Consider the following 15,410-nt stretch of genomic DNA (forward strand, 5'->3'; position numbering starts at 1 on the left):
AGCGCGCGAGTTACTGCCAGGGCGCGGGAGCCTCCCTGGCCAGCATGTCCTCGTAGGTCGGGCGCGGGCGCACGACGGCGTAGGCGCCGCCCTTGACCAGCACCTCAGGCACCAGCAGGCGGCTGTTGTACTCGCTGGACATCACCGCGCCGTAGGCGCCCGCGCTGAGGAAGGCGACTAGGTCGCCGGCCTGCAACGGCGGCAGGGCCCGCTCGCGTGTGAAGGTGTCGCCGGTCTCGCAGATCGGCCCGACCACGTCATAGACCACCGGCTCGCCCTCGCGCGGGCGGACCGGGACGATCTCGTGATAGGCGTCGTACATGGCCGGGCGGATCAGGTCGTTCATCGCCGCATCGAGGACGACGAACTTCTTGCCTTCGGGCCGCTCGTGGATGTGCTGGACCTGGGCCAGCAGGACGCCGGCGTTGGCTGCGATCATCCGGCCGGGCTCGAAGGCGTAGCCGACATCGAGGCCGTTCATCGTCTTGGCGATCATGCGGGCGTAGTCGGCCGGCGAGGGCGGTTCGGGCTGATTGAAGTAAGGCACGCCGAGACCGCCGCCGAGGTCGAGGCGCTTGACCGACAGCCCCTCGCCGCGCAGGCGCTCGACGAGGCCGCGCATCTTCGCGAAGGCCTGGGCCATCGGCTCGAGGTCGGTGATCTGGCTGCCGATGTGGCAGGTGACGCCGACGGGGTTGAGGCCCGCGTCGTTGGAGGCGTTGGCGTAGAGGCGCTCGGCCTCGGAGAACGAGACGCCGAACTTGTTGTCGGACTTGCCGGTCGAGATCTTGGCGTGGCCGCCGGCAGAGACGTCCGGATTGACGCGGATGGCGATGGTGGCGCGGGTTCCCAGCGACTGGGCGACCTGGCTGGCCAGGCGCATTTCCGGCTCGGACTCGACGTTGATCTCGCCGACCCCGGCCTTGAGGGCGAAGGCGAGTTCGCCCTCGGTCTTGCCCACGCCGGAGAAGACGATCTTCTCAGGCGGCACGCCGGCGGCCAGGGCGCGGCGGACCTCGCCCTCGGAGACCGTGTCCGCGCCTGCGCCCAGTCTGGCCAGGGTGCGCAGGACGGCGAGGTTGGAGTTGGCCTTGACCGCGAAGGCGATCAGCGGATCGCCGCCGTCGTCGCCCTTGATGCCTTCGGCGACCAGGGCGTCGCGCAGCACCGTGTAGTGCCGCTCGAAGGTGGCGGTCGAATAGACATAAACGGGGGTGCCGACCGCCGAAGCGACGTCGGCCAGGGACACGCCCTCACAGAAGAGCTCGCCGCCCTTCAGCTCAAAATGATTCATCGCGGGTTCGCGTACGGGTCGGGCAGGGCGCCTTGCGGGGCGCTGGCGGTCGGGTTCTGGGCGGAATCGATCGGCAGGGTGCGCGGCGGCGCGGGCCGGTCGTCGCGGGTGCGCGGATCGACGGTGCGTACGGCGCGGGCCGGATCGGCGCCGGCGTCGGCGCCCGAGCCCTTGCCGAACATCGGGCCGGGGCGTTCAAGGTCGCCCATCTTGCCGCAGCCCGCGAGGGCGGCCGCGCCGATCAGAGCGATCGTGGCGAGGGGATGAAGTTTCATCAGAGCTTCTCCTTCCAACGCGCGATCTGGGCGCGGACCTGCTCCGGCGATGTGCCGCCGTAGCTCATGCGGCTGGCGGCCGACGCCTGGGGCGTCAGCACGTCAAAGACTGCCGCGGTGATGCGCGGCTCGATGGCTTGCAGTTCGGCGAGCGGCAGGCCGGGCAGATCGACGCCCAGACCCTCAGCCTTCTTCACCGCAGCCCCGGTCACATGGTGAGCGTCGCGGAACGGCATGTCGAGGGTGCGCACCAGCCAGTCGGCCAGATCGGTGGCCGTGGAGAAGCCGGCGCCGGCGGCGGCGGCCATGCGATCAGCGTTCGGCTCGAGGTCAGCGACCATGCCGGTCATGGCGGCCAGCGACAGTTCCAGAGCGTCGAAGGCCTCGAAGGTCGGGACCTTGTCCTCCTGCATGTCCTTCGAATAGGTCAGCGGCAGCCCCTTCATGACCACGGTCAACTGGGTCAGCGAACCCAGCACGCGGCCGACCTTGGCGCGGATCAGCTCGGCCGCGTCCGGGTTCTTCTTCTGCGGCATGATCGACGAGCCGGTGGTGAAGGCGTCGGTCAGCTTCACGAAGCCGAACTGCGGCGTCATCCAGATCACGATCTCTTCGGCCAGGCGCGACAGGTGCACGGCGCAGAGACTGGCGGCCGACAGGCTTTCGATCGCAAAGTCGCGGTCCGAGACGCTGTCGAGCGAGTTGGCGGTCGGGGCGGCGAAGCCCAGGGCCTGGGCGGTCGCATGTCGGTCGATCGGAAACGGCGAGCCGGCGAGGGCGGCGGCGCCGAGCGGACACTCGTTCATCCGCGCCCGGGCGTCGGCGAAACGCGAAGCATCGCGGCCGAACATCTCTACATAGGCCATCAGGTGGTGGCCGAAGGTCACCGGCTGGGCCGGCTGCAGGTGAGTGAAGCCCGGCATCAGGGTCGCTGCGTGCGGCTCGGCCTTGGCGACCAGGGCGCGTTGCAGCGCCTGAATCTGTTGGACCGTGCGGTCACAGGCGTCGCGGACCCAGAGCCGGAAGTCGAGCGCCACCTGGTCGTTGCGCGAGCGGGCGGTGTGCAGGCGCCCGGCCGCGGGGCCGATCAACTCGCGCAGCCGCGCCTCGACATTCATGTGAATGTCTTCGTATTCGTCGCGGAAAGGGAAGGTCCCAGCGGCGATCTCGGCCTCGATGGCCTGCAGCCCGCCCTGGATGGCCGCTTCGTCCTCGCTTGAAATCACGCCCTGCTTGAGCAACATCGCGGCGTGCGCGCGGGATCCGGCCAGGTCCTGGGCCGCGAGCCGCTTGTCGAAGCCGATGGAGACGTTGATCGCCTGCATCAGTTCGGCCGGCTTGGACGAAAACCGTCCGCCCCACATGGCCTGGCCCCCGTCTTGGGGCGCTTGCGCCGAATTGCCGGCGCCAGTCGAGGAAGAGTGCGTCATATGAACGAGAAGTCTGCCGAGAAAGCCGTTGGCGAACCCAAGGCATTCCCGTTGAAATGGGCGCTTCGGGGCGTCGCCGTCGCCGGCGTCGCCGCGGTTGTCTACATCATCGTCCAGGCTTCCATAAACCCCCAGCGGGAAACCGACCTCAAGTCTCTCGCCAAGGGCGAGATGGCCAAGTTCGAGACGCCGCTGGAAGCGACCTCGCCGCCGACCACCAGCTTCCTAGACGCCAACGGCGCGCCCAAGCGCATCGCCGACTTCAAGGGGCAGGTGACGATCGTCAATCTGTGGGCCACCTGGTGCGGGCCCTGCGTGATCGAAATGCCGACCCTGGCCAAGCTGGCCGCCAGCTATGAGGGCAAGCCGGTCCAGGTCGTGGCGATAAGCGTGGATCGTCCGCAGGACGCGGACAAGGCCCGCGCCTTCATCGCCAAACATGCGCCGCTGGTCTTCTACCATGACCCGAAGATGGCCCTGCCGTTCGCCTTCAAGCCGCCCGCCGCCGGCATGCCGACGACGGTGATCTACGGCGCCGACGGGGTCGAGCGCGGCCGGCTGGCCGGCGACGCCGATTGGTCGGGCAAGGACGCGAAGGCCCTTATCGACAAAGTTCTGGCGGAAAATTGACCCGCGTTCTCTGTTGACCGCCCAGCCTGGCCGTGTGCAAAAATTTGGCCCGCAATCCGAACTTGGGCCTGCAGACGTTCATTTCCCGCCCTTGCGGACCGAACCAGCCTTCCCAGACTTGAGATTGTTTCAGGGTGCGCGCCGCGCGTGCCTTGTTTGGAACGCTAGTCAGGGAGACGAAAGCGTTATGGCCACCGGGACGGTCAAGTGGTTCAACACCACCAAGGGTTACGGCTTCATTCAGCCGGATAATGGGGGCAAGGACGTCTTCGTCCACGTCTCCGCGGTCGAGCGTGCGGGCCTGCGCAGCCTGAATGAAGGCCAGAAGCTCGAGTTCGTCGAGCGGGAAGAGCGCGGCAAGATCGCCGCCGTCGACCTGAAGCCGCTCTAAACCCGCTGCAGCTATTCGAGGACGAGCGTCGGTCTCCTAAGGCCGGCGCTCGTTTCGTTTACGCCACTTCCTTCTGCCGCGCCCGCTGGCCGGCGTCGGGGTCGGTCATCACCCGCAGAAGATTGACCAGGGAAGACCTGGCTTCCTGCGGCGGGCGCTCGAATGCGCTCAGCAGTTCCAGAGCGCCTGGCGTGCGCATCCGGCTGAGCAGATCGACGTCGCCTTCGCCGGCCGGGGTGTCCAGAACGTCCATCAGGTCCACAACCCGGCATCGCAACGCCCGTGCAATCTGGACGAGCCGGGAAAACGAGATCCGGTTGGCGCCGTTCTCGTACTTCTGGATCTGCTGGAAGCTTACGCCGCACTGTTCGGCAAGCGCCTCCTGCGACATGCCGATCGTCCTTCGCCGGATCCGGACCGCCGCGCCGAGCGCCACGTCCATGGGATCTGGAGTCTTGTTTGAAGGTTCAGCAGACATTGTGGTCTCCTCACCCAAAGGTCCGCCAACGGAGTGAAGGCTCGGAGGAGCGCTTTGGATTCAAAGGGAGTTAAGGCCCATATTTCACCTTTGAAAAGAGTACTGTTGGCGCATTTCTCGACGATAGTCGAGCATGCTCAGCGAACGTGTTTTGCCGTTCTCGAGTACTCGCGACCCGAAAGCTTTGCCCCGCCAATAAATTGGGGCGCGCAGGCGACTGAAGGGCGAGATTTCGGCCTCTTTCGTCCCAGGATCGGCGCCTTGCGGCCTCAGTCACGGTTGTGTCCCCGGCGCCGGTCAGGTTGAGCTCACTCACCCATAGCGCCGAATACTTCGCCTTATGGATGAGTCCGGCGACCATTTGAAGCAGGGCCTTAGAAGGGGCGAGCACCTACCGCCGGGCTGCAAATCTCGTGAACTGCGCAACCTGCACACTGCTGCAGCCGGCGGGACCTTTGGCTGCGACTTGGGCCGGCGGGCGGCCTCCCGGCGTGGCGCGTGATTTACTCGCGGGGTTAAATCGCCATACTCGGGGCATGTCCAAGTCTGGGTCGAGATGAATAGGGCCTCGGTCGCGTACGTCGGCGTGCTGCTGTTGTTGGCGGGTTGTGCGTCGAACAGGATCGACGTGCTCGAAAGCGGCGCGCGGCCGGACCTGCGGGTTCGCGGCCTGGCGCTGACGCCCGACGACGGCGCCGGGCGTCCGGTGGCCGCGAAGCTGCAGGCAGCGGGCGTGGCTGTGCGCGAGACGCCGGGCGACGGCTATCTGGTTGAACTGAGCTACAGCGAGCGGCCTCAAAAGGTCGGCGCCTATGCCGGGCCGCGGCCGGCGGCCGACGCTGCGCCCGACGCCTGGGTGGCGCCGCCTCAGGCGCGACCGTGGTGGGCGCCGCGCAGCCGTCAGCTGTGCACCTTGACGGCGCGGGTGGTCGAACCGGCCAGCGGAATAGAGGCCTACCGCGTGCGCGCCAGCACCAAGGGGCGGGCGCCGGACTGCGGGGACGCCTCGGAGGGCCTCAACACCGCGGTCGCGGGGTTGTTGGCTCCGGCGTCCTAAACGCTCGCCAGCGGCAGGCGGACGGTAAAGCTGGAGCCCTGGCCAAGGGTGCTGGCGCAGTCGATGCGCCCGCCGTGCCGCTGGACCACCGCGTGGACGAAAGAGAGTCCCAGCCCGACCCCGTCGATCCGCTCGCCGCCCTTGGGGCGCACGCGGTGGAAGCGCATGAACAGGTTGGCGACCTGGGCCGGGGTCATGCCTTCGCCCTGGTCGGCGATGGTGCAGACCGCTTCGTCGCCCTCGATCCGCACCGCGCAGTCGACACGGCCGCCGGCCGGCGAATACTTGATGGCGTTGTCGACGAGGTTGATCAGCGTGCGGGTCAGCAGGGCGCGGTCGCCCTCGACGAGAACCTCGCCGTCGGTCTCAGCGGCGACGACGCTGACCTGGCGGGACGAGGACTGCGGCCAGAGGTCGTCGACCGCGTCGAGCAGCACCTCGGCCAGATCCAGCACCTCGACGGAATAGGCGTCGGCCTCGGCGCGGGCCAGGTTCACGAAGTTGTCGGCCAGCGACAGGGTGCGGCGGGCATAGCCGGCGATGCGGTCGGCGACCGGGGCGGCGACCGCGGCCTTGGCCTCGGAGCTGCCGAGCAGGGTCAGGATCGAGACCTGCGGCGAGCGCATGTCGTGGGTCAGCAGTTCGAGGATGTGCTCACGCTGGCGGCCGGCGTCCTTGAGGGCGGTGATGTCGGTGAAGCGGACGATCCAGCCGACCTGCGCGCCGTCGGCCTCGCTGAGCGGGGTGCGACGGATGGCGAAGCTGCGGCCGTCGGGCACGGTCAGCTCGACGTCGCCGGCCTCGCCTGTCAGGTCGAGGTCCTGCGCCTCCGGCGACAGGCCGCCGATGACCTCGACGACCGGACGATCGACGGGGGAGTCTGCGAACAGTGCTTCAGCCTCGCGGTTGGCGATCAGCACGTGGCCGTCGAGGCCGGTGACCAGGGTGGCGTCGGGCAGGCCCTGCAGGGCGTCGAGCACCTGGCGGCGCAGGTCGCGGGCGCGGTCGATGGCCGCGCGCATCAGCGCCACCTGGCGGTCGATGACGTCGGTGGGCGGGCCGCCGCGGCGCTGGGCGAGGGCCGAGAGCAGGTCGGGCTCCTGCGAGAAGGCGCGCAGCTCCTGCAGCATGTAGGCGCTGGTCGCCTCCAGCCGCCGCCAGCTCCAAAGCGGATAGACCAGCAGCAGACCGGCCAGCGCCGCGGTGGGCGGAGCCCAGACCTGGGCCTGCAGCAGCAGCACGGCGGCGGCGGCGACCGTGGCCGCCACCAGGCCGCCGCCGAGCAGCAGGTTGGCGCGCGGCCGCAGCAGCAGGAAGCCGGCCAGCGCCAGGGCCAGCGGGGTCAGTGAGAACGCCAGCAGCTGACCCGGTCCGGCCGGCGCGATCGCTCGTCCGGTGAGCAGGGTGTCGAGCAGATTCGCCTGGAGCTCGATGCCCGACATGATCTCGGTGTGGTGCGACAGCGGCGTGGCGTAGCGGTCGCCGAGCCCGTCGGCGGTGGCGCCGACCAGGACCAGCTTGTCCTTGAGGAAGTCGGCCGGCGTGGCGCCATTGACGACGTCGATGAACGAAACGGTGCGGAAGTGGCCCGGCGGACCGGCGAACGAGATCAGCAGCGGCGCCTCGCGGACCAGCGGACGGCCGGCCGGACCGGGCGCGACGCCGGCGCTGGCCGGCAGGGCGGTTCCTTCGGCTGCGGCCTGCATGAAGGCCATCAGGTGCGGCCAGACGCGGGCGCCGTCGCGCTCGAGCATGTAGGTGCGGCGGATAACCCCGTCGCTGTCGAAGTCCACATTGACCTGGCCGAGGCCGGCGGCGCCGCTGGCCAGGGGCGCGATCGGGCCCAGCACCTCGTAGGGCGCGCCGTTCGGGCCGGGGACGTCGAAAGTCAGCGGCAGGAAGACCGGCGGCCCGGCGGCCAGCGCCCTGGCCAGCGCTGCGTCGGCGCCGGGCGTCGGGTCGGCCTCGACCAGCAGCACGTCGTAAGCGACCGCACGCGGGCGATAGCCGGCCAGGGTTTCGAGCAGCGCCTGGTGGCGGGCCCGCGGCCAGGGCCAGCGGCCGAACTCGGCGATGCTGCGGTTGTCGATGGCGACGACGACGATGTCCTCGTGCGGGGCGCGCACGCCCCAGCCCGACACGGTGTCGAAGACCACGTTGTCGCCGCGCTCAGTTGCGCGGGTCAGCACCAGCGTCGCGACAAGGGCGGAGGCCGCCAGCGCCACCAGCGCCCACTCGGCGATCACTCGCCGGCGTGCGGACCGGGCCGCAAGCTTGCCGGCGCGCGCGTTCAACGTCCGATTTCGAACCGCTCGGGGGGCGTCCATTTCTCGTAGTAGCCCCCGCCGGCGAAGGTCCGCGACATCACGCGCCAAGTGTACACCCCCGGCGGCAGGTCGGTGACGGTCAACTCCTGCAGGGTCAAGCCGGCTTCGTCGACGACGGGAGCCTCTGCGCCCTCCCGCAGGACCTGGAGCCGATAGGTTCGCTCGCCGCCGCCGGCCGCCTGCCAGCGGAACTTGTAGCGGCGCACGCCGCCGTCGCGCGAGGCGACCGGCGTGTCGGCGCGCAGGGTGTTGAGGCGCCGCTCGAAGGCGTAGGTGGCCGGCAGGCCGAGCAGGCCGTTGTCGTCCAGCGCCGCCAGCCGCAGGAAGTAGGTCCCATCCGGCAGCTCGCCGAGCGTCACCGTCTGGCCGTCGGCGGAGGTCTCCTCGAGCACCTCGACGAAGCCGGCGTCCATGGCCAGGCGCACATGGTAGCCGCGGGTCGCGGCCGGCGCGGCGATCTGGAAGCGGACCGTCTGCTCGTCCTGGACTTTGCCAGGATCGGCGAGGGTCGGCGCGGGCGCGAGAACGATCGGACCGGAGACGCCCTCGGCAGTGGCGACCGCGCCATGGGCGGCCGCGACATCGGCGCCGTTGTGATCGGCCCTGACCGCGACCAAGCCTTCGATGACCTCTGTGCTGGCCCGGCCGGCCTGTTCGTCATAGGCGACGCGGAACTCGGTGCCGCGCACGGCCGAGACCGACATCGGCGTGCGCACAGTGTAGCTGTCGCGAGGATCGCGCAGCGGCGTGACGTCGGATTCCAGCCGTCCGCCCTGGACCTGCAGGTCGCGGCGAACGACCCCGGTCATTTCGACCAGCGTCATCTTGCCCAGCCGCACCCGGCTCTGCGAGGGCAGCGACAAATGCGTGCCGTCCGGCAGGTCAAGGCGCAGGAAGGCGTTGGGCCCAGTGGCGACGACGGCGCCTTCCTTGAGCATCATGCCGGTGGAGACCGGCAGGGTGCGGCCGCCGGCTGTGACCGTGACCGCCCCACGGAAGCCCGCGACTCGAGCTTCGATCGTGGTGATCTTCAAGAGACGCGCCGGGACTTTGAGCTGGCTGCCGACCTTCAGCCGGCGTGGGTCGGCGATGCGGTTCAGGCGCTGGACGGCGCGATAGTCGCCGCCTGCGAAGTAGCGGCGGCCCAGTTCGTAGAGCGTATCGCCCGGCCGGACGACATAGCGTTCGACCGGCTCGGCCGCGAGGGCGGGCGCCACGGCGATCGCATGCAGCGCCAGGCCGGCGATCGCCGCCGGTTTCCAGATCATTCCGCAGCCTCTTCCGGAGCCTCTTCGGTCAGCCGTTCGAGCCGGTAACCGTAGCTGTAGACCGGCGCCAGGCGGTAGCCGTTCTGCGGGCGCAACTCCAGCTTGGAGCGGATGCGCGAGATGTGCATGTCGAGCGTCCGGGTGGGCAGGTCGGGATTGCGGCCCCAGATCGCCTCGAGAATGTGACCGCGCGACAGCGCCCGGTGGACGTTGCGGAACATCAGTAGCGCCAAGCCGAACTCCTTGGCGGTCAGCGGCACCGGCTCGCCGTTTCGGGTCACCTGCTCCGCCGGCAGGTTGAAGCGGTACTCGCCATGGGTCTCGATCCCGCCCGTTGCACGATCGGGATAGCTGCGGCGGAGCAGGGCGTTGACGCGGGCCAGCAGCACGCCCGACTGCACCGGCTTGACCACATAGTCGTCGGCGCCGCCGTTCAGGCCGGCGACGACGTCGGCCTCGGCCGAGCGGCTGGTCAGCAGCAGGATCGGCGGGCAGGGCGTCAGGTTCTTGTGCGCCCAGGCGACCACGTCCAGACCGCTCATGTCGGGCAGGTTCCAGTCGAGCACAAGCAGGTCAAAGGTTTCCCGACGCAGCGCCGCGATCAGCGGCGTGGCCAAATGAAAACACTGACAGTTGTGCCCGCCGCTCACCAACAGGCGAGCGATCGCCTCTCTCTGGGCGTCGTCGTCTTCCAACGCCGCAATTCTCATACGCATGCTCGATCGAGATCGTCATCGACGCCGCAAATGGTCAGCGCCAAATGGAGAACTACAGCCATGGTCCGGCTTGGGCCGGTAAACAAGTGTAAATGCGCCGGAAGTTTACACCTGTCGGCCAGGGTCCTGGACTACCCATGGGGCGAGTTTCGTCTACCCCCGTGTGTTTCCATGAGTATCGCCGCCTACATCGCCGGCCTGTCGTTGGTCTGGCTCATCATGGTGTTGTCGCTGGGATTCGCTCTCAAGCGGTGTCTCGCCAGCAGCCCTCCGGCGGACAATCGCTGACGTGACGGCGTTCGTGGATACGCCCTATCCCGGCCTATCGCAGCAGGATCAGCTGACCTACTGGCTGCTGCGGCTGAGCGAGTCCCTGCACCGTCTCAACCAGGGCCTGCTCTGGGCCGGGGCCTCGCCCGGCGAGTTCGGTCGCCTGATGACTGCGCCGCAGTTCGAGACCAGTCCCCTGGCCATGGACGTCGCCCATGCATCGCGCGCTATGCGCCGCTTCGCCGACCTGATGTTCGTGTCCGACCCCCAGGCCGCGCCCGACAACGACCGTTCGGTCTGGGAAGATCTGATGCGGGCCTTGCGGGTGCTGCTGGCGACCTGCTCCGAGGACAGCGAGCTTTGGGCGGTCGACCCGGACGAGACGCTCAACCCGGTTCTGACCCGCGAACTGCGGACCACGGTCTATGCGGTCGAGCGCCTCAGCGGCCACTTCGAGCGGGTGCACTAGACCCTTATCCGTTTCAGGTAAGACCACCTGAAGCGGGATAGGGCGGGCCCATCTAGGCGGCGGTCACGGGCGGCAGGCGATAGTCGCCTTCCAGCATCGCGGCTTTCGGCAGGTACGCGCGCATGAACAGGGCGAACGGGCCATCGGGCGCCGGGAGCCAGTTGCTCTCGCGTTCCTCGCCCGGATGGGCGTGGCCGATCCAGATGTCTAGCGAGCCGTCCTCGTTGTAGGTGAGGCCGGGCGTGCGGTCGCCGATCGCGTAGCGGTCGATCGGATTGTCGGTGAAAAAGAACTGCCCCTCGGGCGTCGCCTCGTAAAGGCTGAGCGACCAGAAGCTGTCCACCGCGGGCAGCCGGTCGGCGGGGAAGTGCAGGCGCCAGGACTTGGCGCCGTCATAGAGCCCGCGGCTCTCGCCTTGGGCGCGCATGTACATGGCTTCGACCGGCGGGAGGGCCGCTAGCCCGGCCAGCGCGACCGCCGCCCGGTAGCCGTAGCTCTGGCCGAAGTCGCCGAGATCCGAGCGCGGATAGGACCAGCCGTCGACCCAGTTCACGCCGCCGATGCCGGAGGTTCTGATCATGGTGCGGGCCTGGGCGATGCCTGCCTCGATGGCCGCCGCTTCGTCGGCGCTGAAGCGCGAGGCGTCGAACGCGCCGCCGCCGAGACCGAGCACGGCGATCCGGCGCAGCAGCGCCAGATCGGTGACCGGCGGCGGGTTGGCGACCAGCAAGGCGTCCAGGCTGGCGAAGTACTCATTCCACGGCGCGCTGCGACGGGCGTGAACGGGCGCTGCAGACGCCGGCGGGCCCTGCAGCGAGATCCCGGCCTGGACGGCCCGGGCGGCTTCCAGGTCGAAGGGGCCGTCGACCAGGATTCGGGCCAGGGCCCAGACATGGTTGGTCGGCGAGCGCAGGGTGTTGGGGCCCTCGCTGGCGTCCTGCGGGCCGATCAGGCGGAAGGTCACCGCGTCCGGACCGGTGGTGCGGGTGCCGAGGATCGCGAAGTTGTTGGTATAGGCGTCCATCAGGGCCAGCGAGAGGTAGCGCTCGCCCGAGGCCGGAAGCGAAATCGTCACCGGACCTTCGCTGAGGTCGATCTGGGCGCTGGTGTAGAGGGTGTCGTTGTTGGGCGTGGTGACCGCCCGCATCTTGTGATTGGCCAGGTTGCGCATGTGGCCGAAGGTGTTCAGCGATCCGCCGAAGCCGACGCTGCTGCCGCGGGTGGCGGCGATCTCGATGAGCGGCAGTCCGTAGATCCAGGCTTCGCAGGCGGCCTCACGCAGACGGTCGAGTTCGCTGGACAGCGGGGAAGCTTGGACGCCTGTCATCGATGGTTTCTCCCTGGCCGCATGGTGTCCGGAGCGGCGGCCCTGCGGCTGGGCGACCGGGCCGCGCAACCTGCCCGCGGCGGTCAAGCCTGGCAATGTACGGAAGCGCAGCGCTAGACTTTGCGCAGCCAGAAGGAGGCTCCGTAAAGGTTCAGCCCCTCCAGCGGGCCGCCGCGGAACAGACTGGCGGCGTGATCGGACAGGGCCGGGTCCTGGCCGGCGTACCAGGCTGGGAACAGAATCTCGAAGGCGTCGGACCCGAACAGCAACGCGGCCGCCAGAAGGTACTGTTCGTTCCAGAGCCGCTCGACGTGTCCGCCGATGTAGTCGTCGGGTAGGTAAATATCGTGGATCTGGACGATCACCCCCGGCTTCAGGCGCGGCAGGATGTCGAGGAAGAAGGCGGTGACGTCCGAGCCTTGGAAGGCGCGATGCGACGAGTCCAGGAAGAAGATGTCGCCTGGGTCGAGCACGTCGAACATGGCCGGGTCACAAGTTTCGAGCGGTTTGCGCAGCACCTGGTCGCACAGGGCGTCGATCTCGTTTCGGGGCTGGGGATCGATGGAAATCAGCTTGGTCCGCAGGCCGTAGCGCCTGACCGCCCGTCGCGCGAACTTGGTGGAGACGCCTGACCCGACCTCTACGAAGCGGTTCGGGTTCGACTGCCGCAGCATGCTGGTCAGCACCATGCCGTCGAGCGGCGGAAACCAGCCGTTCATCCAGAACGGATCGTGGGAGTCGTAGTGGCCGTTCCAGCCGATGTCGGCGAAGTCTGCCTGGATCTCGGCGATGGCCGCGTACTGCCGGATGTAGCTTTCCCGCCCCGCGTCGATGAGTTCGAGAAGTCGGGGGTGCGAGGGCCGGCCCGCGCCGTAGCGGACGATGGCGCGGTACGGATAGTCGGAGAGCTTGAAATCGTGCACCGCCCGCTCGGTGGCGAAGGCGATGTCGGCCGGCGGGGCCGTCGGCGGCCCGTGCATGGCTCGGCCGTAGGCCTCAGCCGCCTCGTCGACCGCGCCCATCCGGTGCAGGGCGGCGGCCAAGTCGCCCCAGGCCTTGGGCGGCGTATCCGGATCGGCGGTGGCCTGGCGCAGGAGTTCGACGCCCTCGTCGCGCCGGCCGAGCTTGAAGAGCGTCACGCCCAGGAACCGCTGGGCGTGCGGGTGGTTCGGCGTCTCCGCCAGCATCTGGCGGAAGATCTGCTCGGCATGGTGCAGGAAGTGCTCGCGGAGCCGGAGAATCCCGAGTTGCAGCAGGCGCTCCAACCTTGGGGGATCCGGCTCGGACATGTTCAGGCCCTGCGCCGTTCCAGTTCCTGCTCCCAACGCAGGGCGTCGGCGACGATGACCGACAGTTTGTCGAAGCGCGGCCGCCAGGCGAACTCGGTCCGGATGCGGGCATTGTCGGCGATGACCGAGCCGAGGTCGCCGGGACGGCGGCCTCCGATGACGTACGGGATCTGGCGGCCGGCGGCGGCGCTGACGGCACCGACCACGTCGAGCACCGAATGGCCGCGGCCGTAACCGCAGTTGAGAACGTGGCTGACGCCGGGTTCGTCGAACAGCCGCTGAAGCGCCAGGATATGCACGGCGGCCAGGTCGCTGACGTGGATGTAGTCGCGCACGCCGGTGCCGTCGTGGGTGGCGAAGTCGTCGCCGTGGACGATGAGCGCGTCGCGCTTGCCGACCGCCACCTCGACCGCCGCCTTCATGAGGTGCGTGGCGCCGATGCCCGAAGGCCCGGCCCGGCCAAGGGCGTCGGCGCCGGCGACGTTGAAGTAGCGCAGCGCACAATAGTTGAAGTCCGCCGTCGCCGCGGCGACGTCGGCCAACATCCGTTCAGTCATGAGCTTCGAACGGCCGTAGGGCGTTTCGGGTTCGACCCGATCGCGCTCCGTCACAGGCCGCTCGGGCGTGACCCCGTAGACGGCGGCGGTTGAAGAGAAGACGAAATGGCGGACGCCTTCGCCGATCACGCTTTCCAGCAGGGCGCGGCTGGCTGCGGTGTTGTTGCGATAGTACTTGAGCGGGTCGGCGACCGACTCCGGCGCGACGGTGGAGCCGGCGAAGTGCAGCACCCCGCCGACGCCATGTTCGTGGATCGTCCGGCGGACCAGCGCATCGTCCTCGATCGCGCCCGCGACAAAGGTGGCGCGGGGATCGACGGCCCATCTGAAGCCGGTGACCAGATTGTCGATGACGACGGTGGGGTAGCCTGCGTCGAGCAGTTCCAAGACGGCGTGGCTGCCGATGTAGCCGGCGCCGCCGGTGACCAGGATGGCGGGTTTGGTCCGCCGGGCGTCAATCGCCATTGATCTTCCTCCCTAGGGCGCGAATCTCGGCTTCGACGCGCGCGCCCCAGACGTTCCAGCGCAGCCGATTCTCAAACGCCGCGCGGGCCGCGCGGGTCATGGCGAGATAGCGGGGCTGGTCGGCCCAGATTTCACGAATGCCGGCCACATAATCCTCGACCGCTGCGTCGGCCCCGAAAAGCAGGCCGTTTGAGCCATTCTGGACGATGGCGCTGACCCCGCCGGTGTCGCGGGCGATCGACGGCAGGCCGAAGGCGCAGGCCTCGCAGTAGACGAGGCCGAACGCCTCCTGCTGGCTGGGCATGAACAGGAATGACGAGGTGCGGAAGAGGTTCTCCAGCTGCGCGGCCTGTTCGGGATCGGTCTTGCTGAGATGGCCATGGTGGACCACACCCGGGACGCCGAAAGTCTCGGCGGGCTTGCAGCCGACGATGTGCAGTTCGGCGTCGCCGATGTGCCTGCGCAACTCGCGGAACACCTGCAGCACGAGAGCGCCGCCCTTGCGGGGCCAGTCGTAGCCGACGAACAGGAGCTTGAGCTTGTCGCCCTGCGACACGCGAGCGTAGGCGGCCGGCTCGACGTCGAAGTTCGCGCCAAGCGGGGCGACGCCGAACCGCTCGGGCGGGACGCCGTAGTACTCGGCCGCGGATCTGGCCGCCCAATCGGAAGTCAGCATGATCGGCTGGTTGCGGTTGATCAGGTGGCGCTGCAGCGCGTTGCCGATGCGCCGGCTGCGGCCGTTGAGCGGGCGATACTTCGGGTAGTAGTCGACCAGCGGGCCGAAAAGGGCGTCGGCGACGTGCAGCACGGGCCACTTGGGATCGATGTAGGCGACCTTGTGGGCCGCGCCGATCGAGATCACAGCGTCGGCGTCAGCCTCAGTCAGGCGCTTGTCGAGCCAGTGGCCGAAGGCACGGGTGACCACCGGTTCGCGCGAAACCAGCACGCCGATCGCCGCCAGGCTGGAGGCGTAGCGCAGACCCTCATCGAGCCGCGGGGTGTCGATAACAGTCAGGTCGTTGAAGCGCCGGCTGAGTTCGCGCAGCGCATAATAGGGAATGCCGCTCCACGAGGAGCGGTTGAACGGACTTCCCAGCGAGACAAAGGCGATACGCACAATGACTCCCGCTCACCAGCACATTGGCTCTAGGCCGAAGGCGATCAAAG

Annotated in this window: 15 protein-coding genes; 4 read left to right on the forward strand and 11 right to left on the reverse strand. The window is 68.7% G+C overall.

Annotation, left to right across the window (positions count from 1 at the left end):
- Nucleotides 1-10: 10 nt before the first annotated feature.
- From lysA to argH, 3 genes are read right to left on the reverse strand one after another with little or no spacing between them, the layout of a single operon-like run.
- Nucleotides 11-1,294: a diaminopimelate decarboxylase gene (lysA, locus tag GGQ61_RS11775; RefSeq protein WP_183772897.1), complete on the reverse strand. Its 1,284-nt coding sequence runs from the start codon at nucleotides 1,292-1,294 to the stop codon at nucleotides 11-13.
- Nucleotides 1,291-1,569: a hypothetical protein gene (locus GGQ61_RS11780; protein WP_183772902.1), complete on the reverse strand. Its 279-nt coding sequence runs from the start codon at nucleotides 1,567-1,569 to the stop codon at nucleotides 1,291-1,293. The genes lysA and GGQ61_RS11780 overlap by 4 nt, the downstream gene beginning before the upstream one ends.
- Nucleotides 1,569-2,999 carry an argininosuccinate lyase gene (argH, locus tag GGQ61_RS11785; RefSeq protein WP_183772910.1) on the reverse strand — a complete coding sequence of 477 codons (1,431 nt, stop codon included), beginning with the start codon at nucleotides 2,997-2,999 and terminating at the stop codon, nucleotides 1,569-1,571. Before argH ends, GGQ61_RS11780 begins: the two co-directional genes overlap by 1 nt.
- On the opposite strand from argH, the gene GGQ61_RS11790 reads away from it, so the two are divergent.
- Nucleotides 3,000-3,629 (forward strand): TlpA family protein disulfide reductase, encoded by a 630-nt coding sequence (locus GGQ61_RS11790; protein ID WP_183772914.1) that lies wholly within the window; start codon nucleotides 3,000-3,002, stop codon nucleotides 3,627-3,629.
- Nucleotides 3,630-3,816: 187 nt separating this feature from the next.
- Complete coding sequence (locus GGQ61_RS11795; RefSeq protein WP_183772915.1) at nucleotides 3,817-4,020, forward strand: cold-shock protein; 204 nt, start codon at nucleotides 3,817-3,819, stop codon at nucleotides 4,018-4,020.
- Nucleotides 4,021-4,078: 58 nt separating this feature from the next.
- Here the strand turns inward: GGQ61_RS11795 and GGQ61_RS11800 are convergent, their stop codons facing one another.
- The gene (locus tag GGQ61_RS11800) at nucleotides 4,079-4,462 is read right to left on the reverse strand and encodes a helix-turn-helix domain-containing protein (protein ID WP_183772919.1); all 384 of its coding nucleotides are present in this window, start codon (nucleotides 4,460-4,462) and stop codon (nucleotides 4,079-4,081) included.
- A 592-nt stretch (nucleotides 4,463-5,054) separates the two neighbouring features.
- Here GGQ61_RS11800 and GGQ61_RS11805 point away from each other — a divergent pair.
- Nucleotides 5,055-5,555, forward strand: a complete 501-nt coding sequence (locus GGQ61_RS11805) for a hypothetical protein (protein ID WP_183772924.1) — start codon at nucleotides 5,055-5,057, stop codon at nucleotides 5,553-5,555.
- Here the strand turns inward: GGQ61_RS11805 and GGQ61_RS11810 are convergent.
- Genes GGQ61_RS11810 through GGQ61_RS11820 form a run of 3 tightly spaced genes read right to left on the reverse strand, consistent with a single transcriptional unit; the run spans nucleotide 5,552 to nucleotide 9,866 of the window.
- Complete coding sequence (locus tag GGQ61_RS11810; protein ID WP_183772937.1) at nucleotides 5,552-7,849, reverse strand: CHASE2 domain-containing protein; 2,298 nt, start codon at nucleotides 7,847-7,849, stop codon at nucleotides 5,552-5,554. The genes GGQ61_RS11805 and GGQ61_RS11810 overlap by 4 nt on opposite strands.
- Nucleotides 7,846-9,150 (reverse strand): FecR domain-containing protein, encoded by a 1,305-nt coding sequence (locus tag GGQ61_RS11815; protein WP_183772949.1) that lies wholly within the window; start codon nucleotides 9,148-9,150, stop codon nucleotides 7,846-7,848. The genes GGQ61_RS11810 and GGQ61_RS11815 overlap by 4 nt, the downstream gene beginning before the upstream one ends.
- On the reverse strand, nucleotides 9,147-9,866 hold the full coding sequence (locus tag GGQ61_RS11820) for a response regulator transcription factor (RefSeq protein WP_246370814.1): 720 nt from the start codon (nucleotides 9,864-9,866) through the stop codon (nucleotides 9,147-9,149). Before GGQ61_RS11820 ends, GGQ61_RS11815 begins: the two co-directional genes overlap by 4 nt.
- Before the next feature lie 289 nt (nucleotides 9,867-10,155).
- Between GGQ61_RS11820 and GGQ61_RS11825 the strand changes: the two genes are divergently transcribed.
- On the forward strand, nucleotides 10,156-10,605 hold the full coding sequence (locus GGQ61_RS11825) for a hypothetical protein (RefSeq protein WP_183772955.1): 450 nt from the start codon (nucleotides 10,156-10,158) through the stop codon (nucleotides 10,603-10,605).
- 52 nt (nucleotides 10,606-10,657) lie between these two features.
- Here the strand turns inward: GGQ61_RS11825 and GGQ61_RS11830 are convergent, their stop codons facing one another.
- The 4 genes from GGQ61_RS11830 to GGQ61_RS22630 form a co-directional block, all read right to left on the reverse strand.
- The gene (locus tag GGQ61_RS11830) at nucleotides 10,658-11,932 is read right to left on the reverse strand and encodes a DUF1254 domain-containing protein (RefSeq protein WP_183772959.1); all 1,275 of its coding nucleotides are present in this window, start codon (nucleotides 11,930-11,932) and stop codon (nucleotides 10,658-10,660) included.
- 113 nt (nucleotides 11,933-12,045) lie between these two features.
- Nucleotides 12,046-13,221 (reverse strand): class I SAM-dependent methyltransferase, encoded by a 1,176-nt coding sequence (locus tag GGQ61_RS11835; RefSeq protein WP_183772965.1) that lies wholly within the window; start codon nucleotides 13,219-13,221, stop codon nucleotides 12,046-12,048.
- A gap of 2 nt (nucleotides 13,222-13,223) precedes the next feature.
- Entirely contained in the window at nucleotides 13,224-14,243 is a 1,020-nt protein-coding gene (galE, locus tag GGQ61_RS11840; RefSeq protein WP_183772971.1) for a UDP-glucose 4-epimerase GalE, read from the reverse strand.
- Nucleotides 14,233-15,360 (reverse strand): glycosyltransferase, encoded by a 1,128-nt coding sequence (locus tag GGQ61_RS22630; protein ID WP_183772975.1) that lies wholly within the window; start codon nucleotides 15,358-15,360, stop codon nucleotides 14,233-14,235. The genes galE and GGQ61_RS22630 overlap by 11 nt, the downstream gene beginning before the upstream one ends.
- Between the last annotated feature and the right edge of the window lie 50 nt (nucleotides 15,361-15,410).

It is taken from the genome of Phenylobacterium haematophilum, from assembly GCF_014196295.1.
In the GTDB taxonomy this organism is placed as follows: domain Bacteria; phylum Pseudomonadota; class Alphaproteobacteria; order Caulobacterales; family Caulobacteraceae; genus Phenylobacterium; species Phenylobacterium haematophilum.